The sequence below is a fragment of the uncultured Veillonella sp. genome, from assembly GCF_905209685.1.
Taxonomy (GTDB): Bacteria; Bacillota; Negativicutes; order Veillonellales; family Veillonellaceae; genus Veillonella.
Genome location: NZ_CAJLUB010000003.1, coordinates 1 through 25,675, shown reverse-complemented (window position 1 = coordinate 25,675; position 25,675 = coordinate 1). Strand labels below are relative to the sequence as shown.

The 25,675-nt window shown below is 37.3% G+C and carries 25 protein-coding genes and 3 pseudogenes; 3 read left to right on the top strand and 25 right to left on the bottom strand.

Annotated elements, in window-relative coordinates; translation table 11 throughout:
- Positions 1-60: 60 nt before the first annotated feature.
- Positions 61-768 (bottom strand): GntR family transcriptional regulator, encoded by a 708-nt coding sequence (locus tag QZ055_RS00825; RefSeq protein WP_295824027.1) that lies wholly within the window; start codon positions 766-768, stop codon positions 61-63.
- 216 nt (positions 769-984) lie between these two features.
- On the opposite strand from QZ055_RS00825, the gene QZ055_RS00820 reads away from it, so the two are divergent.
- The gene (locus QZ055_RS00820; protein ID WP_295824026.1) at positions 985-1,926 is read left to right on the top strand and encodes a diacylglycerol kinase family protein; all 942 of its coding nucleotides are present in this window, start codon (positions 985-987) and stop codon (positions 1,924-1,926) included.
- Between the two features lie 168 nt (positions 1,927-2,094).
- On the opposite strand, the gene addA is transcribed toward QZ055_RS00820, so the two are convergent.
- Together addA and QZ055_RS00810 are read right to left on the bottom strand one after the other, a co-directional pair.
- A complete protein-coding gene (gene addA, locus QZ055_RS00815) occupies positions 2,095-5,985 on the bottom strand; it encodes a helicase-exonuclease AddAB subunit AddA (protein WP_295824024.1) in 3,891 nt (1,296 codons plus the stop codon).
- A complete protein-coding gene (locus QZ055_RS00810) occupies positions 5,975-9,451 on the bottom strand; it encodes a PD-(D/E)XK nuclease family protein (RefSeq protein WP_295824021.1) in 3,477 nt (1,158 codons plus the stop codon). The genes addA and QZ055_RS00810 overlap by 11 nt, the downstream gene beginning before the upstream one ends.
- Positions 9,452-9,784: 333 nt before the next feature.
- On the opposite strand from QZ055_RS00810, the gene QZ055_RS00805 reads away from it, so the two are divergent.
- Positions 9,785-10,762: a hypothetical protein gene (locus QZ055_RS00805; protein WP_105093665.1), complete on the top strand. Its 978-nt coding sequence runs from the start codon at positions 9,785-9,787 to the stop codon at positions 10,760-10,762.
- 179 nt (positions 10,763-10,941) lie between these two features.
- Here QZ055_RS00805 and QZ055_RS00800 read toward each other — a convergent pair whose 3' ends face one another.
- Positions 10,942-11,493 carry a GDSL-type esterase/lipase family protein gene (locus QZ055_RS00800; RefSeq protein ID WP_295824019.1) on the bottom strand — a complete coding sequence of 184 codons (552 nt, stop codon included), beginning with the start codon at positions 11,491-11,493 and terminating at the stop codon, positions 10,942-10,944.
- A 143-nt stretch (positions 11,494-11,636) separates the two neighbouring features.
- Between QZ055_RS00800 and QZ055_RS00795 the strand changes: the two genes are divergently transcribed.
- On the top strand, positions 11,637-12,434 hold the full coding sequence (locus QZ055_RS00795; protein WP_295824017.1) for a hypothetical protein: 798 nt from the start codon (positions 11,637-11,639) through the stop codon (positions 12,432-12,434).
- 186 nt (positions 12,435-12,620) lie between these two features.
- Here the strand turns inward: QZ055_RS00795 and QZ055_RS00790 are convergent, their stop codons facing one another.
- The 21 genes and pseudogenes from QZ055_RS00790 to QZ055_RS00710 form a co-directional block, all read right to left on the bottom strand.
- Complete coding sequence (locus QZ055_RS00790; RefSeq protein WP_287533556.1) at positions 12,621-13,844, bottom strand: MFS transporter; 1,224 nt, start codon at positions 13,842-13,844, stop codon at positions 12,621-12,623.
- Between the two features lie 378 nt (positions 13,845-14,222).
- On the bottom strand, positions 14,223-14,807 hold the full coding sequence (locus QZ055_RS00785; RefSeq protein WP_295824015.1) for a hypothetical protein: 585 nt from the start codon (positions 14,805-14,807) through the stop codon (positions 14,223-14,225).
- A gap of 133 nt (positions 14,808-14,940) precedes the next feature.
- Positions 14,941-15,264, bottom strand: a complete 324-nt coding sequence (locus tag QZ055_RS00780) for a sel1 repeat family protein (protein ID WP_295824013.1) — start codon at positions 15,262-15,264, stop codon at positions 14,941-14,943.
- 108 nt (positions 15,265-15,372) lie between these two features.
- Complete coding sequence (locus QZ055_RS00775; RefSeq protein WP_295824011.1) at positions 15,373-15,873, bottom strand: SMI1/KNR4 family protein; 501 nt, start codon at positions 15,871-15,873, stop codon at positions 15,373-15,375.
- Between the two features lie 45 nt (positions 15,874-15,918).
- Positions 15,919-16,152 carry a hypothetical protein gene (locus QZ055_RS00770; protein WP_295824009.1) on the bottom strand — a complete coding sequence of 78 codons (234 nt, stop codon included), beginning with the start codon at positions 16,150-16,152 and terminating at the stop codon, positions 15,919-15,921.
- Positions 16,153-16,331: 179 nt separating this feature from the next.
- Complete coding sequence (locus QZ055_RS00765; protein WP_295824007.1) at positions 16,332-16,766, bottom strand: SMI1/KNR4 family protein; 435 nt, start codon at positions 16,764-16,766, stop codon at positions 16,332-16,334.
- Positions 16,767-17,063: 297 nt separating this feature from the next.
- On the bottom strand, positions 17,064-17,363 hold the full coding sequence (locus QZ055_RS00760) for a hypothetical protein (protein ID WP_295824005.1): 300 nt from the start codon (positions 17,361-17,363) through the stop codon (positions 17,064-17,066).
- A 215-nt stretch (positions 17,364-17,578) separates the two neighbouring features.
- Positions 17,579-17,656, bottom strand: a pseudogene (locus QZ055_RS09410) (RHS domain-containing protein); the annotation flags it as partial.
- Between the two features lie 350 nt (positions 17,657-18,006).
- Positions 18,007-18,456 carry a hypothetical protein gene (locus QZ055_RS00755; protein WP_295824003.1) on the bottom strand — a complete coding sequence of 150 codons (450 nt, stop codon included), beginning with the start codon at positions 18,454-18,456 and terminating at the stop codon, positions 18,007-18,009.
- Positions 18,457-18,632: 176 nt separating this feature from the next.
- Positions 18,633-19,097 (bottom strand): hypothetical protein, encoded by a 465-nt coding sequence (locus QZ055_RS00750; protein ID WP_295824002.1) that lies wholly within the window; start codon positions 19,095-19,097, stop codon positions 18,633-18,635.
- 218 nt (positions 19,098-19,315) lie between these two features.
- Complete coding sequence (locus tag QZ055_RS00745) at positions 19,316-19,591, bottom strand: hypothetical protein (RefSeq protein WP_295824000.1); 276 nt, start codon at positions 19,589-19,591, stop codon at positions 19,316-19,318.
- Between the two features lie 126 nt (positions 19,592-19,717).
- Positions 19,718-19,843, bottom strand: a pseudogene (locus tag QZ055_RS09405) (RHS repeat-associated core domain-containing protein); the annotation flags it as partial.
- Between the two features lie 35 nt (positions 19,844-19,878).
- Entirely contained in the window at positions 19,879-20,691 is an 813-nt protein-coding gene (locus QZ055_RS00740) for a hypothetical protein (protein ID WP_295823999.1), read from the bottom strand.
- Positions 20,685-20,789: pseudogene (locus QZ055_RS00735) on the bottom strand (polymorphic toxin type 34 domain-containing protein); the annotation flags it as partial. The gene QZ055_RS00740 and the pseudogene QZ055_RS00735, both read right to left, overlap by 7 nt.
- A 76-nt stretch (positions 20,790-20,865) precedes the next feature.
- Positions 20,866-21,117, bottom strand: coding sequence for a hypothetical protein (locus QZ055_RS00730; RefSeq protein WP_295823997.1), 252 nt, complete (start codon positions 21,115-21,117; stop codon positions 20,866-20,868).
- Between the two features lie 50 nt (positions 21,118-21,167).
- Positions 21,168-21,653, bottom strand: coding sequence for an SMI1/KNR4 family protein (locus tag QZ055_RS00725; RefSeq protein WP_295823996.1), 486 nt, complete (start codon positions 21,651-21,653; stop codon positions 21,168-21,170).
- A gap of 373 nt (positions 21,654-22,026) precedes the next feature.
- Positions 22,027-22,590 (bottom strand): DUF4303 domain-containing protein, encoded by a 564-nt coding sequence (locus tag QZ055_RS00720; protein ID WP_295823994.1) that lies wholly within the window; start codon positions 22,588-22,590, stop codon positions 22,027-22,029.
- Positions 22,591-22,861: 271 nt separating this feature from the next.
- On the bottom strand, positions 22,862-23,554 hold the full coding sequence (locus QZ055_RS00715; RefSeq protein ID WP_295823992.1) for a hypothetical protein: 693 nt from the start codon (positions 23,552-23,554) through the stop codon (positions 22,862-22,864).
- 281 nt (positions 23,555-23,835) lie between these two features.
- Positions 23,836-24,231, bottom strand: a complete 396-nt coding sequence (locus QZ055_RS09400; protein WP_363178519.1) for a pentapeptide repeat-containing protein — start codon at positions 24,229-24,231, stop codon at positions 23,836-23,838.
- A 40-nt stretch (positions 24,232-24,271) separates the two neighbouring features.
- Complete coding sequence (locus QZ055_RS09395) at positions 24,272-24,445, bottom strand: RHS domain-containing protein (RefSeq protein ID WP_363178531.1); 174 nt, start codon at positions 24,443-24,445, stop codon at positions 24,272-24,274.
- A 97-nt stretch (positions 24,446-24,542) separates the two neighbouring features.
- Positions 24,543-25,394 carry a hypothetical protein gene (locus tag QZ055_RS00710; protein WP_295823990.1) on the bottom strand — a complete coding sequence of 284 codons (852 nt, stop codon included), beginning with the start codon at positions 25,392-25,394 and terminating at the stop codon, positions 24,543-24,545.
- Between the last annotated feature and the right edge of the window lie 281 nt (positions 25,395-25,675).

Sequence of the window (25,675 nt, the reverse complement as noted above, 5' to 3'; positions counted from 1 at the left end):
CCTACAGAAAAAGCCCCGCCAACGGCGGAGCCTTTCATATAGTATGCCCAATTAAAGGCATTATACTTCATTAAGTTTTTTATGTTGTACCTCAGCATTTGCTTTTTTGAAGATAAATGCATTATTAATGTGCTGACGCATAGCATTTTCTGCTGCCACTTCATCATGACGCTCAATAGCATCTACAATATGATCATGTTCATCGTCGCAATCATGTGTACGCACTGCATTGAAGGAGCTGATGTACATATCGCGATTAACGCGTTCACGGAAGCTCGCAAGGTATTCTACAACGCGTTCATTACCAGAATAATGAGCAATCATAGTATGGAAACGACTGTTTACTTCAACGCGTTCTGTAGCTTCTTCAATTTCATGCATTTCTTTACAAATTTCACGCAACTCTTTAATTTGTTCATCAGTGGCATGACGGGCACAAAGTCGCGCACCAAGGCCTTCCATGACTTCACGCACTTGATACAGTGCAATAATCTCTTCAGGAGTATCCGCCTTTACAGTAACACCCTTCCAAGGAACAATAACTACGAGATTATCTTTAGCCAATTTACGGAATGCTTCGCGAACAGGTGTAGCACTCACTTGCAATTGTTCTGCAATTTTTACTTCGTTAAGCTTTTCTTGTGGCATCAATTCGCCTGTTAAGATAGCTGTTTTTAATGTTAAATAAACTTGTTCACTAAGTGGTAATCTTTCAATGGAGTCCACAGCGGACAATTTGTATTTATCTTTAGAATCTTGTCGTCCCATTAATATCCCCTAATCTTATATCCCCTCAACTCATTCGTACTTTCAAAGAACGGCTAAAATGAGTATAATATATTGTACGATATATTTTGTATTTTGAATAAATATGTTATATGTGATTTAGTACATATAGTATAATTATAGAGCTCACATCTAAGACTGTCAATTTAACGATAGATAATAGCTATATCTCATTTTTGAAAGTAAGGAAGTTGTACCATGAGCCGTTGTTTAGTTATCATAAATCCTGTATCAGGTGGCGGTGCGGCACGTCGCTATGCCCTCGATTTACAATGGAAATTGAGTACCTTGTTTGAAACGATTGAGGTCAAATTCACTACTGGTGAAGGCGATGCTACACGTTTCGCAAAGGATGCTTGTGAACGCGGATTCGATGCTGTATTCTGCATGGGCGGTGACGGCACCGTAAATGAAACCGTTAACGGTATTGCCCAAGGTGGCTTTAAATCTACCTTTGGTTTCATCCCTGTTGGTACTGTAAACGATATGTCTCGTGCCCTTGGTATTCATCAGAATCCAACACAGGCGATCAAACGTATTGATATCAACCAAACACGTACCATTGATATCGGTCGTTGTAACAACAGATATTTCTGCAATAATATCGCAGCCGGTGTTATTCCAAAGGTAATCGAAGAGGTTACTCCAAAGGAAAAAAGCATTTTGGGCCCTCTAGCCTACTTCTTACGCGCAGGGCAAGCTTTGTTCACAACGAAGGACTACACATACCGCATCAAAACAGAGAATGACGATTTTATCTGTAAATCCCCACTCGTTCTTGCATTGCTCACCAATGTAGTATCTAGCTTTGAACGCTTCATGCCGGAAGCATCTGTAGATGATGGTTATATGCGCATCATAATATTCAAGGAATACTTCATCCTCGATATCCTAAGCGTATTACCGCTTATCATTAGTGGTGCCATCTACAACTCCCGTTATACAACAACACTAACTGTGAAAAAGGCTCATATTGAGTTATTATCTAATATCGGTGATTTACCTACTAATATGGATGGCGACCAAGGCCCATCCATGCCAGTAGATATCGAAGTATTGCCACGGGTTCTAAAAGTATTTGCCCCAGCAAAACACAAAAAGAAAAAGGCTTTGAATTTGCCTATACTACCACATATTTAATAAATTGTAGAGAAATCTACAGGACAAAACTATATAACAATCTATAACATAAAAGCTCTCTATTCAAGAATAGAGAGCTTTTTTATGTTCATTACCTTATAGGAAATACCTACCTAGCCCCTGCATATTTCTCATGCATAGCACTAAGTTAAGCATATACTTACAAGGCTAGTCTATAATGATAGCATCATGCAAACGGAAGCTATAGATATAACATGCTTTCACAGGCATCCCTGTCAATCGCTGTAATGCCTCTTTATAAAGATCCATTTGTATTTTATAGCGCTTGATGAGGTCTTCCCCAGATTTGACGCGGTCCGTCTTGTAATCTACAAGAACCCACTCACCGTCTTCTTCAAAGGCAGTATCGATAATACCTTGGAGGAATAGATTTTCTCCGTCCTCTAAGGTATCGTATACCCGTTTCCCTTCAAAAAGCATACTAAACGGCAATTCACGCTCAATACGCTTCGCATTGATAAGACGCTTTCCAAGGTCAGAACTAAAGAATTTATATAGACTTGTATCACTCAATAAATTTCGTTCTTCCTCTGTGAAAGTCCCTTTCGTTACGAGTGTATCAAGCTCTTTCGTTAAAGAAGCTTGGGTATACTGCGCAAGAGGTAGCCATTGCATGGCCTCATGCATCAAGGTACCCCATTGAGCCCCCGTCAACACATCTTCTTCGGACTGCAGTGCTTGCGGCTTACGACCAAATACGGAGTTCGCTAAATCATCTGCTGAAACTGTAATAGTTGGTACAGCAGCATTACTTGTAACATCACTATTAACTTTACTTGTATCATTGCTATCAGCATTACGAACATCTAACTTAATAGCTTGACCTAAGATTGCATCTGAAACAGCTCGTTTAGCGCCTGTATCGACCGTTACAATTGGTTCGTTCAAGGTATCAATAGTGCCTGCTTCAAGTTCTCGTTCTTGGAATCGTCGTTTTAATTCACTAACAGAGATTTTAGCAGTCCGTCGTGTGGCATCACTGTACGGATAGGTATAGTTAAAGCGTTCTACTATTTCCTGTGGTAATTCTACAGAGTTAACAGCTTTTAGCTCACGCACCTTGTTGATAGTGGTTTCGTCAATATCTGCTTTATAATCGAGATCACCGTAAAGAGAGCCATCGTGAATTTCAACCTTTATGCGGCACTTCTTGTCCAGTAAGTCAAAATAGGTTGGCCCTTCGTACTCAATGGCTACACGCAATGGATTGCCGCCGTCTAAATGACGAGCAAAGCCCATTATGAGCCAGTCTAAGTATGTATTAGCTTGGGTGATAATATCCGTTGGCAATTGTTGGCCTTCTACAGAGGCAGCATTTTTAATGAGTTCACCTAATGTGCTCAACCCACCCTTAGAATTTTTAAAGCCTTTCACAAAGCCCGTCATAAACAGCTTATCTCGTGCTCGTGTTAACGCTACATAAAGAATACGCTGTTCCTCGCCTTTCAGGGCCGCCTCTTTGACGTCTTTCACATAGAACCACGGCATAGTCGGGAAGGATACCCGAATATCTGTGAAGTATCCCTTTAAGCCAAGGCCTGCGTTCTTATCGATAAGAAGCTCAGAGCGAAGGTCCATCATATTGAATTTCTTTTGCATCCCAGACAGGAATACAACAGGGAACTCAAGGCCCTTACTCTTATGAATGGTCATGACGCGCACTACATTGTCCGCTTCACTGACCACATTGGCAAGTGGCATATCTTGATTGCTATCGCGCAAGCTTTCAACAAAGCGCAAGAATCTAAAGAGTCCACGGAAGCCAGAGGCTTCATACCCTTTAGCGCGGTCATATAAGGCGAGCACATTTGCTCGACGCACAAGACCATTCGGCATAGCCCCTACATAATTTACGTAATCTTGAGATTCGTAAATATCCCACAATAAATCGGTCACACCGTGACGACGCGACAAGGTACGCCAACGCTCCATATGTCCAATAAAGGATAATAAGCGCTCATCTTGAGCCTCTTCTGCATAAGCTGGCATGAGAGACCACAATGAACCCTCACCAGAGAGACGCAAAGCACCTAATTCGTTTGCATCAAGCCCAACTAATCCAGAGTGCAATACCGCTGCCATCGGCAAGTCTTGTTCAGGATTGTCTATGATGGATAGCAACGCTAGTAAAAGCTGAATTTCTTGGGCTTCAAAATACCCATCCCGTTCATTTACCACCGCAGGGATACCTGCTTGGCGCATGGCCTCTACGGCACGGGTGCCCCACCCCGCCAAGGATCTGCGCAAAATCGCAAAGTCTCGCCACTCGATTTGACGGAATGTACCATCTGGATTTTGCACCTGCTTCTTAGCAGCGTGAATTTCCTTAATCTTTTGAATAATGAAATCTAGCTCGCGTTCGTTGTTCTCAGGGTCATCCCCTTCGTCTTCATCGCTTTCACTAGCACCGAGGGTATCCTTGCTCACATCTAAAAGCTGCAATTCCACATCGCCTCCAACCCAGTCCTCAGGCGCATTCTCTACGATACGGCCAGGAATGAGGGATTCAGCCTCAGTATAATTGAGCTCCGCCGCCTCTTCTGTCATAATTTGATAGAACAAGAAATTCGTGGCAGCCAAGATATTTTCGTGAGATCGGAAGTTCTTCGCCAAATCGATACGGCGTTCTACCGCATCATTACCACCGTAGGTGTTATATTTCTCCATAAATAGAGAGCTATCCGCCATACGGAAGCTATAAATGGCCTGCTTCACGTCACCTACGTAGAACCGATTGTCGACGCGAGAAATCAAGTTGATAATCGTCTCTTGCACACCGTTCGTATCTTGGTATTCGTCGACCATGATCTCTTTAAAAGTATCTTGCAGCTCCTTCGCCACGTCAGACGGCTGAGGATCATCCTCTGTACCAGGCTCAACGAGAAGGGCTAAACATAGATGCTCCAAGTCACTAAAGTCCATAATGCCTTGCTCTTGCTTCATGTCCCGATAGGCTTGGTGGAACGCAATGGTGAGCTCCACAAGACCTTCAATGATAGGATATTGAGCTTTGAACTGCTCTTGCAAGGTAGCTTCTGGCACTGTGAATACAGAAGCTTGCATGGCTTTTAGGTCATCCTTATTTTGAGCACCTAAGGATTTAAACTCAGCTACTAATATAGGGTCATAGGATTGAGCCTCTTTTGAACCCATGCGGAACTGATCTTTAATAAAGGTGTCTATATGCTTACACGCTTCGCCCATATCATCCCAGGTTTGAGCATTTGAAAGCATGCCTAGTGCAGCCAATTGGTTATCATATATGTTTTGCCATTTATGAGGCCCCACTGGATCTAGCAAGATTTGTTCCATCCGCTCTAAGCGCTCACGAATGCGGTCTATAACAGCTATATGTTGATCCCACATATATTGGCCCCATAGCGTATCGCTTGGGTTTATTTCCATTGCCTCTTTATAAGGTGCTAATGCTTTACGTAGCCATCCATCAGGATTAGCAAGGGACATAGCGTAGTTATACAAAGACATAATCTTTGCCGTTAAGCCTGCATCAGATTTATCATCGCTGAAAAAGTCCGCCAATTCATAGATATTATAAAGGCCCTCTTCATAGGATTTAGTCAATAAATCGGCTAATACCTCTTGTTGTAAGAGTGCCATTTCTGCTTCGTTACCAATGCGAGCCGTTGGATTAATATCAAGCTTATAGAAATAGGAACGAATCACCCATTGGCAGAAAGAGTGCAACGTAGAAATATGCGCAGACGGTAAGAGATTAAGCTGTCGTTCAAGACGCTCTTGCATGACCGCATCATCGGTAGACTCCATGGCTTTTGCCAAAGCAAGCCCAATACGAGCACTCATCTCTTGTGCCGCCGCCTTTGTAAAGGTTACAACCATGAGCTCTTGTACGGACAAAGGATTATCCATATCCTTTAAACGCGTAATGATACGCTCTACGAGAACTGCCGTTTTACCTGAGCCAGCCGCTGCAGCGACTAGCAAGGTTTGATTATCTAAGGACGAATCCTTAGGTGCTATAATGGCAGACTCCTGCTCTGGCGTCCATTTAACACCCATGGTTTTCACCTCCTTCGTTTAGAACCTCTTTCATCCGTTCTAGTGCATCATCTTCGGACAATCTTGATAAGTAATTGTATCGATTACGGCTAGAGTCAAAACGGCATACAGTGTTGTAATCACAGTATGTACAAGGTCTATTCTTATTTAACTGGTAAGGCTGAATTGGGAATTGACCATCCCCGATGTTGCGACCGATGTCAGCCATGACGTGGTTGGTATAACGGCACATTACATCAAACTCGCCGGTGTTCTTAACCTTATGTAAATCTCTGCTAGAAATCGTTTGATCCTTTTTCGTAGCAATCGGTACATATGGACCTCGTTTAGAACCGTAGGATAAGAACTTATTGTCTATATGCGTCAATAACTCGATATCATCGGAGAAGTAGCCGCTATTATGCCATGCGTCGCTTTCCTTAGCTAAAGCTACTGCATCCTCATAGGATAGAGGCGCGCCAGCAGGGATTTTAGGGTTCTTCACATAGGAATACACCACAGCTGCAGGAGCCATAGATTGTCCTTGCGTGTTACCATAAGCGGATTCTAAGGCCAATAGATATGTCATGAGCTGCAATTTAAGACCATAGTACACATCTTGGGCTGTTACATGAGCGCCACCCGATTTGTAGTCAATAACCATACCATAGGTTTGACCATCTCGAGTATATTCATCGATGCGGTCAATTTGACCAATAAGTCGTAAATAACGGTCTTCCCCAAGAGGCACCCGAATCGGATCCCAGCCGCCTTGACGTCCAAAATCTTGCTCCAAGTATTTCGTATCAAAATCACTGCGCTTAGACCACTCTACAAGGCGGTCTACCGTCACATGTAATGTTCGTTGTACACGTTGCTCGATTGCCTTTTGGTAGGCATCGCTCGTTTCCTCGCCATTGTGGTTTTCTTGTAAAATTTCTTCCGCTAAAGTACGGCACAAGTTTTGTTGTTCCTCTTCATTGAGATCACGCCATTGTTTATTATTTTCTAGTAGATAATTACCTAAACGCTCTAAATTAGCATGTAAGAATGTACCAATTTCAGGAGCACCAAAAGAACGCACACGACGTGGCTCTAGCTTCAAACCATATTGAGCATAGAACTTGAACGGACATTGTTGGTATCGCTCTAAACGCGTCACAGAACCAGACATGTAGCCTTTAGATAAGAACAATCCATTCACTAAATCCTTTGTAATGACCGGTACATCGTTATTATCTCGAATACCACGAGACACCTCACCTAAACGAGGGCGGTAAGTATCGCTTTCACAAGCCCAGTTATAGAGGCCCCACCATAATGGATTGACCTCATGGCCACTAAAGAGAGCACCCCAACGCTCAGATAATAAGGACAAACTTTGAAGCGGACGCCACACATAGTCAGCCTCTGTATCAGGCTCAATGGATAGGGGAATATCTATAGCCTTACCTACGTATCCAAGGGACTCTAATCGCTTCACTACTAGGGATGGCTCAAGACCGGTCCCATCTTCACCAGAACTTGCATAGGATAAGGTCAACGAATCAGATGCCCGCGTCATAGCTAGGTATAGTAGGAAATTCTCGTTGAAAGCCTTCGGCAAAGCCCCTTCAGCCAAGGTAATGCCTGCATCGGCCAATTCTTGACGTTCCTTATCCTTAATAAGACCTTCATCGCCCATGCTTTGTGGGAAAACACCTTGATTGAGGCCCATGACGAAAACCTGAGGCCACCATTGGCTATAACCACGTTCGATAGTAGTAATCACCACATGGTCCAAGGACGGTGGAATCATGGAATAATTTACGTCGCTCAAGCCTTCTTCGAGGAGTAGCATCATCTCATCTAAGGTCAATACTTCATCATTCATGACCATAGAGATTTCGTCTATGAAAGAAATAACCGCATTGTACATCTGTTCATGGCTGGCTTTGGACTCTTGATCGCCTACAGTTTCTGCGTCCTTTGCCCATTCATAGAGGCGCTGTGGCACTTGCAAGGTTTCTAATAAACCATAAAGCTGTTCGCCCCATTCTGCCCCTGTATGTCCATCTGTATTGGCAGCAAAGTCAAACCACGGAGATAATATGTCCATAATGGTTTGTCTTGCTTGATTAACACGGGCTCTACGCGGTGCATCAGGCTGGTTTTCTTCATTTTGGCCTTCATGGAAGCCTCGTAAGTACGGCCAGCTTTCACGTTCCCATTTATAATGGTCGATGCCAAACTCGAGCACATAGTTCTCTAATTCATCTACGGCCTCACGAGTAAGAGGCATCAAGTCCGTTTTCAGCAAGAGGAACATGCTATCTCGGCTATAGCTATGGCGCACAATATCAAAGAGAGCCGTCAATAATTCGCCTAACGGATGATTTTTCATAGGTCGTTGACGGTCGATAAAGTGCGGAATACCGTAGCGAGTAAAGACCTTTTCTAAGGTATCTCCGTACGTTTCGGACTCGCGGAGCATGATGCATACATCGCGGTAACGAGCCTCTGGAGAGGACTCTACATAGGCTAAAATACGGCGAGCCACAGCGTCAGCTTCCCGTTCTCTGTTGTAGCCTCTAATGAGCGGTATCGTAGTATCTGTAGAGTTTTGCTTGCTAGGGCTAGTAAAGTAATTAGATTCTAATTCTTGTACAATCTGAGGGCCTCGTTTTCCATCAAAGCCAACCCAATTAATACTAGAACCATAACGAGCCACTAGGGTATCATAAATCTCCAAAGGACGACTAAAGAGATGTTCCCCTCGACGAGCGAGATTTAACGCCTTCGGAGCCATCGGTAAGTCGATAGTTATAACTGCTTCCTTCGCCAAATCAAATAAGGTATAAATCAACTCGTAGTGAGTAGGCGTAAACCAATGGAAGCCATCAATAAAGACATGGCTATTCTCCATCAATGGAGATTGAGGCAAGGCCTCGACGATTTCCATAATAGGATCGATGTCACGCTCCCCATGACGGCTGATTTCCTCTTCATAGGCAGCCATACAGATAGCAAGTTCGCGCAATTTCTTTTGTAATACTTTATTTTTTACTGAATCCGCCCCACGTTCTAGGTCATTAGGACCTACGCGGAATGCACGAAACTCAGAAAAGAGTTGTTGCAATACAGAAGAAAACTCAGGACGTTTTGTAGCCTGTTCTAAGAGGCCTAGTTCCTTTTGTTTTCGTTTCATAACAAGGCGCAACAACATAGACCGGCCAAAGCTAGATAAGCTTGATTGACCGGCCCCCTTAGAGCCTATGGATTGATATACTTGGTACCCCAAACGACCAAAGCCCACAACACGAACTGTGGTAAAGCCTTTTTCAGGCATAAACTCAGCAAGCTCCCGTTCTACGCGATACGTAGCTGATTCAGGAACGAGTAAGATTATAGGTTCCCCTGGACAATCGGTCATAACTTGACGTATCCGTTCATATACGGCACGTGTCTTACCAGATCCTGCTCGTCCATAATAGACGCTAATACTCATGAGACCTCCCTAGTGAAACTTTCACCATCTCAATTTATAGAAATCATAAACTTCATCTTATTTTTAAATTTCTTTTCCTTAGGTATAGATTTAAACTAAATTTTTCGATATAATATATTACTATACTACGTATTATTATATAGTAATATGATATTCTGTGCCTAATTATGGGGTAATTAAAGGCAAATTGTACAATATTTGACTCATTAGATTAAATTTGTTTATAATTAAGAAAATATTTTATATTTTATTTACAATTAACAGAATTTCATATATAATACATTTTAGTATTTGTGTTATTTGTAAAAATCATGTATTTAGGAGTGAACTATTATGAACAAAAAACATTTAGCAGCTGCTTTCGCAGTATTTGCAGCTACAACTATGTCTTTCTCTGCTTTCGCAGCATCTGTTGATGCTAATGCACGTGCTTACGAACGCGCTGCAGCTGAGCAATATACTTACGCTGCACCTCAAGCAGCTACACCAGCGTACCAATCTGGTTATGTAACAAGCGCACCACGCCCTGGTTACAAACCATTACCAGCGGTACCTTACACAGCAGGTGACATGGCTCAACAAATGCCTGTATCTAAAGAATTAGGCGATCCAATCTTCGTAGCACCTGAAACAACAGCTGTAGGTCTTCAAATCATGGACCCTATCGCTACTAACAGCCAACCTGTATACCAAGAAACTGTAACTTCCGTAACAGCTAATGGTAACGGCAGTGCATATGTTTCCCGTTATAAAACTAACCAATTAAACGCATTCGACTTGTTGTTGAACGGCAAATCTTACACTTACGACTTGCCTGCATACACTAACGGCTACCAAGTGAAAACTGCTAGCTCCTACAACCGTGCTGGCGACGGCGTTGCAAATGTATTCTCTACAAACGTAATCACTGAAGCAGTTGTAAACAACAACTCCTTGCGTATCACTGTTAACATGACTCAACCAACAGCTGTAGCAGCTGCTAAATTGCGTTCCATGCAACAAACTGGTCAAGTAGCAGGCGGTGAAGTAGCTGCATTGTTCGCTTACAATGAAAGCTATGATGGTGTAAAACAAGCTGCTCATTACGACGTATTCAACAACGGCAACCGTTACATCGTTGTTAAATCTGGTGCTGTAACAGTTCCAAATGGTGCACAACACCCTTACGCAACTGCATTGTTCGCAGTAACTGACGACACTGTAGCAGCTGTAACAGTATCGGGCAACACTGCTGATACTTACGATTTAGTTAAAGGTACTGCATACGCAATTGCACAATCCGCTCGCGTATCTAACGCACGTACTCGCTAATTCTAACTATAATTCGTTACGAATTAACTATAATGGTGAAAGCTACAAGCCTTCACACCTAAAGACTATATAAATCACCAAAGCCCCGAATGAGATATCTCATTCGGGGCTTTTTTATGCATCTTACCAATTGAATTCTTTTTATGCATCTTACCAATTGAATTCTTATATTTATTTTTTTACGATAATCTTGTAAATACTTCTAACGCTTTATAGGCCATCAAACGATAGCCTCTTGCATTAGGATGTACTTCACCGGCAAAGACAATTTGGCCTATTTGATCCGCTTCGTATAAGGTTGTATAGAAATCTATAAACTTTATATCATGCTCTGCTGCATAGGCTTTCAGTTGTTCATTGACCTCTCGCACCACAATGTCGAGTCCATCCATATCACTATCGATTTGTGTTTCTAAACCAATAATAACCTTCCCCTTTGTGCTCGCTAGTTCAATAGCTTTCACCAAGGTCTTGAACACATATGTGCTATCTCGACCTTGCAAAATATCATTAGTACCACACATTAAGAAGATATGACGCGTTGAATCAGCTACAGCTGTAGGTAGCCATTTTTCAATGTTATAAATCATGCCCTGAACGGAGCAGCCGTCTTCACCATAATTTGTAAAATGTACACCCTCTATAGATGCATCACAAATTTCAACCCAACCTTGGCCATAAGGCACATCATAACCGCGGGTGATGCTATCGCCAAAACAGATAATTTCCATATCTAGACCTCCTGTACTATGCATTAATCATATAACAAAATGACAATTATATACAATATACATACTATGGATTTTTATATGCATTTTTTATAGAATTACATGTTTGACTATGGTATACTAATTCCACATAAGAGAGGTCAAAGATGAGAAAACTATATCCCTTTTTAATACTAGCATTAGCAACATTACAATCAGCTAGTGCGATTTCACAATATGAATTAGAGAACAAGCCTACTCAATACCAAGTTGCTTATAATAGCCCTTCGGAGACTGTGTATATCGACTTAAGTACACTTAGCTTAGCACAGTCAGGTCCTACATATAGTACGCTTCACGCTCGTACAATTAGTCTCTATAAAAAGCAGAATATTATTGCTGATTATTCAACTAATTATACATACCATCGTGGTAATACATCTAAAGATATTTACCTCATGGATTGGCATGTAGCACCGGCGAAATTCTACCAAGTAAATGGCGCACCTATAGAAACTGCTAATAATCAGCGTTCTGTTCTATCTACAGGTGCTCACGTCGCTACAAAGGGTTCTCCTGTAGCTGAAATAGGTCAATTTATTTTACATAATGCATTGGAATTAGAGCGTATTACCTATACATCTAAGAACCCATACGTACCACCTCGTCCATATAAACCATTGAGTACACCGGCTCCAACAGAAGGTAGGCCATTATTTGGAGTTCAGCCACCAGAAGGTATCTATAAACCGCTAAACCAATTAGAATCTCCTTATACATCTAATCAACCACGGTTATTTCCTTCTAAATTAGGTATATATGGACCCGTTCCACCACCACCGCCTCAAGGGCCTCGACCTAGTGATTGGATTCTCGACATTCAAAATCAGGACATGCCCGATCCAAATACACCTATGAGTGATTGGAGACCTCAACCTGATTATCATGCACCGCAAAAACCATAATCAAAAAATATAGTTACTCGTAACGTATAAAAAGAGACTGAACTGTCCCCTATTTTGAACTGCACCTCCAAAATTGTGTCCAATTTTTGGGGTGCAGTTCATTAGGAGATCTAATTCAGTCTCTTTTGTTTCATATTTTGTTTGTTTCCATACAATCAGAGGAACCTATTGTATGATGCTTTCACATTATTTAAGACGTACAAAGAACAATGCAATAGCACCGATAACTGGTGCAATGGCAAGGGTCATCAATGCAGATTGATAACTGCCTGTAGCTGTTAACATGCTACCTAAAATCATAGGTGCCAACATAACGCCAATCTGATTAAACAAGTTTACAAAGCCTGCAGTTGTACCGCGTAAATGAGGTGCTGCGGATTGAATTACGAGAGCATTTGTTAAAGCACTATGCATGAAAGCACCAATACCAAGAATTGGACCTGTTATAAAGAGCATATCTGGATTTGTGGTGCTCGCAAAGAGGATCAATGCTGGTGCAAATAAGAACATAACAAGCGCCACCAAATGGTTCTTCTTAATCGGTAATATATCGGACAAAATACCGATAGTCGGTTTCGCAATAAGCGCGGCTAAACCAAAGGCAGACATTACATGACCTGCATAGATGGCATTAACGCCGAGCTGTTTAACCATGTACAAGTTTGACCATTGCGCCACCGCCCAGGTAGCACCGGTAGCAAAGAAGCCTGCAAAGGCAAGACAACAAATGTTGCGATTCTTCAAAACATGTAACAAGTTTTCCTTTAAAGAAGTCTTTTCCCCTATATGAGCAGATGTAGCACTCACCTCTGCTTCTCGTTGAGCTAAAATCTCAGCACTTGGCTTACGAACCGTAAAGTAGCTAAGAATGAAAACAAGGATTGGTAATACTGCTGTTAAAAGAAATGCATTTTGCCAACCATAATTAGTTGCCACATATGGTGCATAAAGGTTTACAGTAGTCAATCCAAGGGATGTACAGGACATGAAGATACCCACGGCTGCACCACGTTGATTAGGCCCAAAGTAATCCCCAATAGCACTTAAACAAGATGCTTGTACCGGACCAGATACAATACCTAATAAGAATCGTAATACCCATCCATAGGTGTAATTATCTATAGTACTCATCAATGCCGTAATAACTGCCATAGCAAGTAAGCTTACCAAAATGGTGTAACGATAACCAATGCGATCCGCTAAGATACCACCTGGTAGAACCATAATGGCATAGCCCATATAAAAGGCGGATAAATAGGCTGTACCCATTTGAGGCGTAAAGCTCAAGGCCTCATTAACGATAGGCATCAAGGATGCCCAAGATAAACGCATAACAAAGCTAATCAAAAATGTTAGCCACACGCTGACGAGAATTAAAATCTGAGTTCGTGAGAAACTAAGTCGATTCATACGAGCTCCTTTCTACAGAAAAATAACATATAAAGCTATCATACTATAAATAGAAAGAGTTTTTCAAACTAAAAAAGAACCCGTTACCAAAACGATAAAGGGTTCTCTCTAGTATTATACAAGGAACGGGCTCCAATTGCCTTACCAAGTATATTAATAAATCAAAAGAAACGAGCAACAGGCAACAAATGGCCCAACTGGTCTTTAAAGATTTATATTATACGAATAATATAGCACAAGTACGAGATTAAAGCTATATATAAAACCCTCTAGGCGATAACCTAAAGGGCTTTCTAAGTCGTGGCGGAAATAGTAGCTATTTCGCATTAGTTGCTTTCTCCGTCTTCTTTGGTCTGGTTAAATCCTTTTTAGTTTTGTTTAAGTTGTTTGAACGAAGAATAATCCACCAGATAGATCTCGATTTATAAAAATATATCCGATATTCTCAGTTAGATAAAAAATTTCATTTACTTCTTCAGGCAGATTCATTCCTAAGATTTGACCTATGAAAATATATTTTTCTAGAAAATCATCACTCTCTTGTTGTAAATATTCAGGTTGTCCTCCTAGAAAACTCATTTCATCTAAATTCTCAATAGGATTAATTGGATAAAATTTATCTAGGTTAAACTTGAACTGATTTTTATCTCCGACGATAACTCTTGTGTATCCTTGAATAGCATCGTCAATTTCAGTAATGTAGTCAAGAAAATAATCTTCTTTATCATAATAAGAAAAAACGTAAATTGCTTTATCTTTATATTCCATATCCTGAAAATCTGTTTTAAATTGAGGTGCAATAGTTAATAGATTTTCAATTGGTATAAAAGCAACTAATGCTAACTCATGACCATCTGGCGCTATCACTTTATTTGAATAGTCTAAATCTAGCCCAACTAATATATTATTTATATTGGCTTTGCTATCTAAAAAGTTAAAATTAACGTATCCATTTTTTTCCATTTAAATTCTCCTAAAAATTTAAGGGCATTTCTCACCTACTTTTTTCAATTTTCTAAGAAATTTCTTGGCTTCTTTTCTTAATCCTCCTCCAGAAGTTTTGGGTTTGTAATGATAATCCGCTAAATCTTATTAATTAATTGATATTTATCAATATTTTTAATTCGTCTGGTAGTTTGGCACCATTTCTATATGCCTTTTTAGCCCAAAATATGGCTTTTTCTTTATTGCCTTGTGTGAAAAATAAATCGGCTAAATTGGATTGGGCAATTGGATGTCCATTTTTTGCCGCTATCTCTAGCCATTTAAATTCCAAATCTCGATCTAAAGATACAAACATATGGTATTGATATAATTTGAATGCTGAGTTTTTATCGCCATTAGTAGCGTTCTTTTCGAGAATTTGAATTTCTTCATCTGAAATCCAATAAGTACTACCTGTTGATTTAAAGTTAGTCATTTTAAATTTCTTTCCGGATGTTGTTTACATGATATTAAAGGGGTGTACCTGTGCGTACCGCACATGACCTACGTCAGGATTGGAAGTTTCATGCGGGCTACAACTTACTTATTCATCTTCATAAGCATCACCATAGCTTTGAAAAGAAGAATCTAACCAAAACCATTCTTTTTCATTTGAAACCAATTTTTCCAGTAGTTCTGTAAATGACTTCGCAATAATGGGAGACTCATCAGGTGTAGCATGAGTTTCTATAAAACTATCATAACAAAAACCAAATCTTTTTTTGTTTAAGTCTATACTGATATATTGACTTAGCTCTTGTGAAGATGCAATCATGAACCAATCATTACTGATATCATCTGCCAACTCCTCCCAAATAACATCATCAGCTGGATATAGAATTTGGTTTGTTGGTTGCAATTCTGAAAGTGAACTGATTCTTATCTCACAAGAAGTATTAATATTAAGAATAGCATATTCATAATTTTCATAAAAGAATTCTAAATCTTTTGGCAAAGGAAAAGCAAATTCTGGTTTTGATACTGCTTTCAAAAATTGATGGCTACTTTTTTGTTCTAATTTTTCAATTAATTCTTTGATTTTCATAAAATACTCCTTAGGACTGAGAGTTTTTGTTCAGGCTACAGCTTGCTAATTATTGATAATAGATTTTTTAGCTATATGTATTAGATCTTTATAATTCTCCATAAAAGGTTCTTCTAATGTGGATTCTAATAAGCATTCTAAGTCATATAGTATTTTTTGCTCAGCTTCATCAATAATTTGATTATTTTCAACGAACTTAACAAGCCATTCAAAAAAAACTAAGACTTCATGGTTGTTAAGTTTAATAATATAGTCGTTAGACTCTTTTTTAATTTCCATAATATTATAATGCTCCTCGAGAAACTACATTTTGTAAATGACTGGTAATGAGATTCTTAAAGAACCAATATTTCAGACGACCTTAAAGAGGATAGTGAGGTCGTCTGAAAAACAGAAACCGCTTGCGTACCGCGCACACCCTACGTCAGGACTGAAGGTTTTGTGTGGGCTACTGCTAGCTATTCACCCAACAATGTTTCTTTAAATAAGCTATCAAGTGATTCATATAACATTTCCATTTCCGATGATTCATGGTAATAAATAAAAATATGTCCCTGTTGATCCATTAAAATAGGATTACCTGAACCATCATCTGATATTGCATAAAGTTTATTCATTGGTTGTTCATGTAATCCTAAAAGTTTTTGAAATCCCTGAGTTAATTCGATAACTGTTTCTTTTCCAATTAATGTTGAATTATGGAAAGCATGGATATCCAAACCAGCGCTTGCGCCGCCGAATTTTTTAATAAATTCAATGTAATCATCGTGAAATTTTATTCCTAAAATATTTTCAGCATGTTTAATTTCCTCACTACTAGCGGGTATCCCTTTAAGCTCAGGGTAATCTTGAAAATATTTAATAAGTAAATTCATTGTTTCGTAGCTAATCATTTAATACCTCTTCTAGATAATTCTTTTAAAGCTTGGTCGTACCAGAACTCGCGCTTCCATTGATTAAATTCATCTCTATTATCAATGCCACATTTATTTCCTGTTTCACGATTGCAATACTGGTTTTGCAAGCGGAAGGGCTAGTATGCGCTATCCGTTACCTTGATTTCCTCATTCAGACGACCCCAGCTAGTGTAGTTGCCGAACAATAAGAGGTTGCCGAGGTCGTCGTAGTAGTAACTTGTGCCGTTGTAGATTTTCAGGCGGTTATCTTGAACGGTAGGGATAACGAGTTATTTAATCAAATTTATTTTCAAATCGCATAAAAAAACATCCTTTATACATATTCAATAAAAGAATATTATCATTATTTTCAATAATACATATTTTTTCATATAGAAAATTTGGAAAATCAGCCAATACATCTGTAACAGCACTATCTATTGCTTCATACTCATCATCTGTCAGTGGCGAATCAATATATACATAAAGAGTAAATAATTCTTCAGTCATATCAAATGCAATAAGTCTGACTTTCTTACAAATTGCTCCAAGAAAAGCCGTTTGCATACTTAAAATAATTTCTTTTCTTTTCATAATTAATTCCCCAAATAAAATATAGAATTTATGTTATATCAGGCAATGCAGGAACAATATAGGCTCCTTTTTTAGATTAATGAATTATTCCCCATTCTGTCAGAGTCTCATCGCCTGTATCCTTATCAACACAACTTCCAATAAATCCTGAGGATTTGCAGACGGAAGGGCTGGTATGCGCTATCTGTTACCTTGGTTTCCTCTTTCAGACGCCCTCAGGCGGTGTATTCGCCGTACCACAACAGATTGCTGTCCTTATCGGTCATTTCTCTTGGGATGCCGATTTGGTCGCAGTGGAAGTAGTGGGTTTGTTGCGTCTTTCGCTATCTTCGTTGGTCCAGTTGCATACCTGTGCCAAGGGGTCGTAGCTGCCGGAATCGGTGTAGATATAGGTATATCTGCCGTCCGATCTGGCTTCTTGCTGTATATGGCTGTCGCCCCAAACGAAGCGAGTATGGTTTTCGAGGTCGACTGAAACTGTCTGAAAAGCAAAAACCGCGTGCGTTCCGCTCCCCCTAGTCAGAACTGGAGGTTTTGTGTAGGCTACGGCTTGCTGTTAATCTGATTATTAAAGACCGTCTGAAAATCTTGCGTTGGATTCAATGCTTTATCTAGATAGCGATTATCATGTTTTTTATTTAAGCTAGTTTAATTTAAAAACGACAAGCTTCCCCTCAGGATATTTACCTTCCCATCCACAAGGCCAACCCCCTTTAAAATAAGCATCTTCTATCATATTCCAAAAAGGATGATTTTTCTTATATTTGTTATTTAAATAACAATTAAATAAATCGGCATCTATATCACTAAATAAACTATCTTTTAATCCCTCCTCTAAGTGAAAGGAATTTAATTTTTTTTCAATTGCAGGAACAGCATATTCATCCCAAAAATTGTCATCTTCATCTGTAGATAGCTTTAAAATTAGTGAGTTTGATTCACGCGAATCCGCCCAAACAGTCTCTAAATCATACTGCTGATATGCATATCTTTGTGCTACTGAAATATCTTGAATAATTTTCCATCGGCTGTTTTGAAAATTACCTGATACTTCTAATAAATTATTTTTTATAAATTCTAATATTATATTCATAATGTTATTCCTTATTATGTTAAGTAACTAATCCAATCTTGTTTTGTTGTTGGTTTATATAAAGACATACTTCCTGACGTAACATAATTCCGTTACCTTTTCCATTAAGTTTAAATAATCCTTGTTTTTCTAGAAACCTTAGCTTATGTATTCGATTAACAAAATAATAAGTAGATTTAGGAATTATTTATTAACTTTTCGAGATATTCAATACTTCTGAATAAAGAATGTTCACCTATTTGCTGTATCAAATTTGATGAGTTCCCAAATAATATTTTTTCTAAATACTTTTTTAGAATTATAAGCTCATCTTTTTTTAAGAGATTTAAAGCGTGAGTGATGTTTTCTGCGGCAGGTATATTTATAATAAATTCTTCTATATTTACTGGAATATCATCATTTCTAATGCCATTGCTGATGCTATCAATAATTTTAGGCATTAAATAATTTATTCCTTCTGGTGAAAAAAAGATGAATGGTACTAAATTATGTTCATCAATAATAATTTTCTCTATTGGGGTATATTCGTAATACTTAAATTCATCTTTAAATTCCTCTATTTTATAGATATTTTCTCGATAAAGTTTTTTGAACAATCCTTCTTTAGGATAATCTCTATAGGGAATTTTCAGGAAGGGCATATTTATCTCCATTTTCGGTAATCAATCGGTCGAGGCCTTCGTAGGCAAAGCGGTAGCGCGCACCATTTTCATTGGTGATGGCTGACCGACTATTTTCCCAGGCATACCTTTGTCAGTATTTTTTGGATAAAAATCATAGGGAAGGTCATCTGAGAATTGATTTTAGACGACCTTGATGTATTGTTGGGGCTCGACCCAACCTATGGTCTAAAAAGGTCTTAAAGAGGCTTGTTACCTTTAAATATATTAAATCTTGATAGATTAGCTCCTTTTGATTGAATATGTTTTATAGCTAATTCAAGTTCATTAAATTCATTAAATTCTTCTATCTCATAATCTTCAGCCTGATCCAATTTATTTTTTGGTACTGTATAGTAATATGTGGTATAAGTTCCATTATTTTTCTTAATAGCAAATACTTGATAAACAATCTCTCCATCAATTTCAATAAGTTCATCATATCCTTTTGTTTGTAAATTAGTTAAATTTAACATATCTATCTTCCTATAATATCAATACGCATTTGTTTCCCATCCGGACGTCTAATATTTATATGCGGGTACTTTCCATGTCCTGTTCCTTGTGGATCAGCATATCCTTTAGGACGTCCTGTTGCTTTATCAATTCTCTCCACCTTCCAACCCAATCGGATTCTGATTCACAAACTGACCCACTTCAGGCTCATAATAGCGCATCGGGTTGTAATGCAACCCCGTCTCACGGTCAGCGTACTGGTTTTGCAGGCGGAAGCAGGTTTGCGGTTGAGGCGTACGTCAAGAAACTATTTAAATTCTTCCAATAATTTTTTTCTTAATTCCGCAAATTCATCCGATAAATTATTTTTAAGTTCAGTATAAATTTCATCATCGATTTTACTTTGAGTGAATAGTGTCTTTTCAATATAAGGGATAACTTTTTTAGAACTAATTGAAATTAAAAATGCAATAATTTCATTGTAAATATAAGATTTTTCATTAAATTGGCTTAGTTTATGTATTAGTAAATTTTCAATTGATTCTGATTTATAATGTTTTCCTTTTAATCCATACAATACCCATGAGATAATTTTATGATGCTTGCTGTTTAAATTTTTTATAAGATATTCTTTTATATAATTTCTTTTTGGGAAATATGCAGAACTAAATGCAATAGAAATAATTATAGAATATCTATTTATATTCCAAATAAAACTAATATTATTTTCTATAGTGCGAAACTCTTCTTCTCCTAGATTATATTTTTTGAATAGATGTCCTAAAGAAGATATTGCAGATGATTTCACTTTAATACTTTTGTCATTTTGAATAGAGTAAATTAATATAGAGAAAATTTCTTCCAATTCCGTAGTGCTAAGTTTTTCTTGCATTTGTCCCAAAATAAAATTTGCAATTTCTCTATGTTTACTATATCGACTTGTTAAGAGAATATTTCTGATTATATCAATAATCTCTTTATACTGAAAAAATTGTAGTCTTTTTGCTGCTTCATATTGAATAATAGTATTAGAATGTAGTAGTTTTTCTAATAAGTCATTGATTGATAGATCTTTACATTCTAAAAAAGCGTCAAAACTTGAAATTCTATCATTTACCATATTATTTTTTCCGTGCTTTGAAAATACTCATTTATTTTTTCATAAACTTGATTAGCAACCCCAGTATCTACTTGATTACCATTTGCTGCCATCATTACTGTATCAAGAGCTTTTTCCCTTTTTCATAAATAATACCTATACCTAAAGTTACAAGAGCAGCTTTACTTAATGCAATCAATTCAGGGGCAATAATGGGTATTGAAAAAACTGCCAAGCCTTTAGGGTCGATCCATCTTTATCGGTCATCTCTCGAGGGATATCGATTTGGTCGCGGTAGACAAAACCGCGCAGTTTTTTACCGTCGTGTCCGTAAACGGCAGTCAAATCGCCGTAGCCAAAATCAGCCTCGGCAAACAGCAGCCATATGTCGCCTTCAGTGGGAGGTGATTTGGTAGAGCTCGTCTGAAAAACAGAAACTGCATGCATACTGTACACACTCTATGTAAGGATTGAATGTTTCAGCAAGCCAAAGTTTACTAATATAATTTCTCAAGCAATTCCAAAAAATTATTTGCAACCACACCAACTTCTTCATCAATAGAATCAATATTATGATTAAAAAAACGAACTTTCCCATCTGAGGACAAAATAATACTATCTCCAGAAGGAGTTTTTGCAATTGGTAATCCATATTGCTGGAAATCGGAATATATATCAATAATCGAGTTAAGTTTATAATCAGATTTAAAAGACAAAAAATGATCAATAACTATCTTATTACCTTTTATTCTAACCTTTGATGGAACCCCTCCATTATTTTTAAGTAAAAAATCAACATAATCTGTATCAACTTTAAAACCTAATTTATCTTGAAATTCAATAATATCTTCGATACTAGGGTTGATTGAATTATATGCTCTACTTAGACTTTGTAAAGTCCTCTTATCTGGCAAAATTCCATAATTTTTCATCTGTTGTATGTCATCTGGGCTCAAACCAAATTTTTTAAATTTAATATTCACTTTAAATCACTCCTATTACTAACTTGGTTAATTTATTTAACACTTCCCTCTTCTTTTTCTCTTCCGTGTTTGATGTTGGGACGCACTGCCTGTATGTTTCACAGAGTTATGTATGTCTTCAGGCAGTAGTCTCATCACCAAACAACCCAATCGGATCCTGATTCACAAACCGCCCGGCATCAGGCTCATAATACATGAAGAAGTTGTAATACAACCCCGAGAAACTACATTTTGTAACTGACTGGTAATGAGATTCTTAAAGAACCAATATGTCAGACGACCTTAAAGAGGATAGTGAGGTCGTCTGAAAAACAGGAACCGCGTGCGTGCGTACCGTGCACACTTTACGTCGGGATTGGAGGTTTCATACGGGCTACGGCTTGCTTTGAAATCTATTTTTGAACGTAAGAAATTTATCATATGAATTTAGTTGTTCAGCAGAATAATTTTCCATAATTTCAGTATTATCACTATCTACAATAGAAACAAAAAATATGACATTCTTTGTTTTTTTCTTATCAATATTTTCTATCGCTTTTTTAAATCCTTCTATAATTGAATCATATACTTCCGCCTGATATTGCTCAAAATTATCTTCAGATATTAATGTATTTCCATCATTAAGAATATTTTGAATCTCATTATTGAATATACTATCTATTTTCTCAGGAACCTCTCCAAGTCCTATTGCAAATTGAGGGTAATACCATTTAATAAAAGGATGTTCTTCTTTTGGGTAGTTTACTTTTTCTATTTCGTAGTGAGAAATAGTGTTAGCAGCCCAACCCAGATATGAGCAATAGTCATCAATAAATAATGTATAGGCAAAAACTTCATTAGAATTATATTTTTCTAATACAAATTTAAATGTCTCTGTAACTCCTTTAGATACATTCTGGATTAAATCTTGAATTATATAATTACTTAAAACACTCATTTTAATGTTCCTTTTATAAATTTTTATTATCAATCAGTTTCTATGCACATTTACTACGTGATCCGTATTTTCCAAAAACCTTACCACCAATTCTAGTTAATTACTTACTCATGTATCTATCTGTTTGAGCTTTGTTATACTTAATTTCCTATTTTTTTAATAACTAATATTTTTACCCAAAAGGGTGTTGTTAATCCCTATAATAAGCCATCCATAACCAAATGAGGAAGTCCTTTGGCTATGATGTTTACAGCATAGCCTTGAGTTATATTTATTCATATAAAGTTAAATTCTTTTCTGTGCTTTTATATATATCTGTATAGAAATAAATTCTATTATCTTTTATCTCTTTCAGATAAACCAAGTCTTCGATACCCCCAATATACTCAATTGATAAATCATCTAAATTTAATGTTGCAAGTCTAAATCCAACAACGCAAAATCGTCTAATGAAAATAGGAATATATATTTTTCTATTGAAATACAACAAAGGCCCTCCAAACCCCTGTTTTTTAATAATAACTTGACCGTTAATGGATAGACTTCCAACTAAGGGAGAACCTTGATTTACTTCCATCAAATCAAGGTAACTGACTTCCCATTCGTCAAAAAAATTTTTTTCTTGAAAGTCTAAAGGAGTTTCATTCAATATTTTTAACTTAGACATTTTTATATTTTTTCTTGTCAAAGAATTGAAATCTTCTTCTAATTCTACAAGGAGTTTACCAACTTCATTATTAAATGGCCAAGAATCAATTACTATCCGAGACAATAAAAATTCTTTTCCTTTTTTTTGTTGAAAAATACTTTCTGAATTTAGATAGTTAATCATGTCATATAGTTCATTTTTTATAGAAATCAACTGCTGTTTATTTGTATAACTATATTCATCACAATTATTAATCATTTTATCAATTTCGACTAAAACTATATTGATCTTTTTTATAAATTGCTCCTGATTCATTGTCTTATTAACCTTTCTAAGACATTAATATATTTTTTGTTTGTCCACCAGGCACCCCCAAACCATGAGGTGCAGCTTTATCTTCAATAATAGTTGTTTCTGGTTTTGCTTTTAAATTGAGCAATATTAGTCATGAGGTTCCATTTTGGTTTGACTGCGAGGCTACTTCTGGTAGCAGGGAGTGTTTCAAATAAATAACGACCTTTAGCTTGAGCATTTACTTAAACCAAGAGGATCAACCTAAAAGGCGGCCCGAATGCCTTATTCAACATTGTCATAAATTATGTTTTATTTGTAGAAAATATATTATCTTCTATATGACAGTTTTGAAAAGAGCAGTTAGATATTAAATTATCTTGCATATGCATTGTTCTGAATACACAATTAATAAATGTACAATTAGTAAATTTTGTATTACAAACTATTGCCGTAATAAAAGAACAATTAATAAAATTACAATTAGTAAAGGAACTATAGCTTATGAAAGCACCACGAAATGAACAGAAAGAAAATTTGAGACTTTCAATTTTCCTATGGGATATTTCGTATCTGTGAAAATCAATATTATCTATATGGGTTAACTGTCTAGAAATTAAAGCATCTAACTCTTTTGTTTCGATTTTAATTAGAGACTTTGTAATATTTTTAAGTAATTCTTGAATGTCATTTGATATCATTTTTATTACCACCAATCTATAGGGTCTGGTTGTATATCTTTCAAAGGTATTCTTGGACACCCGTTACGTTGGTTTCGCTCTTCAGTTTGCCCCAATTATAATAATCCCCAAACCAAACCAGATTGCCGTCCTTATCGACAATCTCGCGTGGGATGTCGATTTGGTCGCAGTGGAAGTAGTGGGTTTGTTGGCCGCTTTCGCCGTCTTCGTTGATGTGGTTTTGATAGGCGAAACCACGTACGTACTGTACACACCCTACGTCAGGACTAAAGATTTTGTGTGGGCTACGGTTTGCTATGGCTTACTTGTGATTACCAGCTAGTAATAGGTCTATGCAAATTTACCCAAAATTTTAATAATGATTGTTCAAAAAAACGAAATTCGGACAGATCTTTTTCTACAACTAGACCTAATTCTTTAAAAAGATATTTAGATTTCGTTCTCTCAATAACATCATATTGACTTAATAGCTCAGTAAGCCCTTTTTTTGATGATATATCCATTTCATTATAGTATATTGCAAACTCTACTTTCTTATCATTGAAAATTGTAACCTCAGTTAACTTTTCATTATCAAACCTTAGTACAAAATTGTTTATCTCTATAATATTTTTTACCTTCGGGATAACATTATTTGATATGTCATATTTTCTTATAACATCTGATAGAGAACAATTTAATTCAAAATCGCCTATGCTCTTATAAGGAATAAATATTAATTTATCATGATTTAAAGTTGGGTTTTTAAGTTTACTTTTTTGAAAGTCTGAGTACTTTTTACCTTTACTATCATATAAAGCTCTTATACTCTCATCGTAAATTAATATCTGCAGAAACAAATTATCCTTATAATCAACATATAAAACTAAATTATATTTTGGAAAAATATAAAAATAATTTTCTTCATCCGAAACTTCTATTAGAGGATCCTCCTCTTCTAAAAATTTTTCAAAATTTGAAAAGTTAATAACTTTTCCATTTAAGCAAAATTCATCACAATTCCTCAAGGAAGATACAGTAATCAATTCTGAATCAGATTGTATCTTGTGTTTTCTATCAAACTCTAATGAATAATTAGGATTATTTAAAATAACATCATCAAAGTCAGCCTTTTTTTGACCCAATACAATTCCATCCAAAGAATTATTCAATATTTTCAACATAATATATATCCTTTCCTGTATTTGTCTATGTCAATTAGCTTCTCAACCATCAGGAAAAACGACCTCTAGATAGAATGCCATTGCTAATGAGATTGTTAAAGAACAAATGTTTCAGACAACCTCAAAGAAAATAGTGAGGTCGTCTGAAAAATAGAAACCGCGTGCGTGCGTACCGCACACACCCTACGACAGGACTGAAGGTTTTCTCCGGGCTACGGCTTGCTGAAATCAATAACAGGAATTGGGTAGTTTTGAATTACATAGACATCATCAACATTACA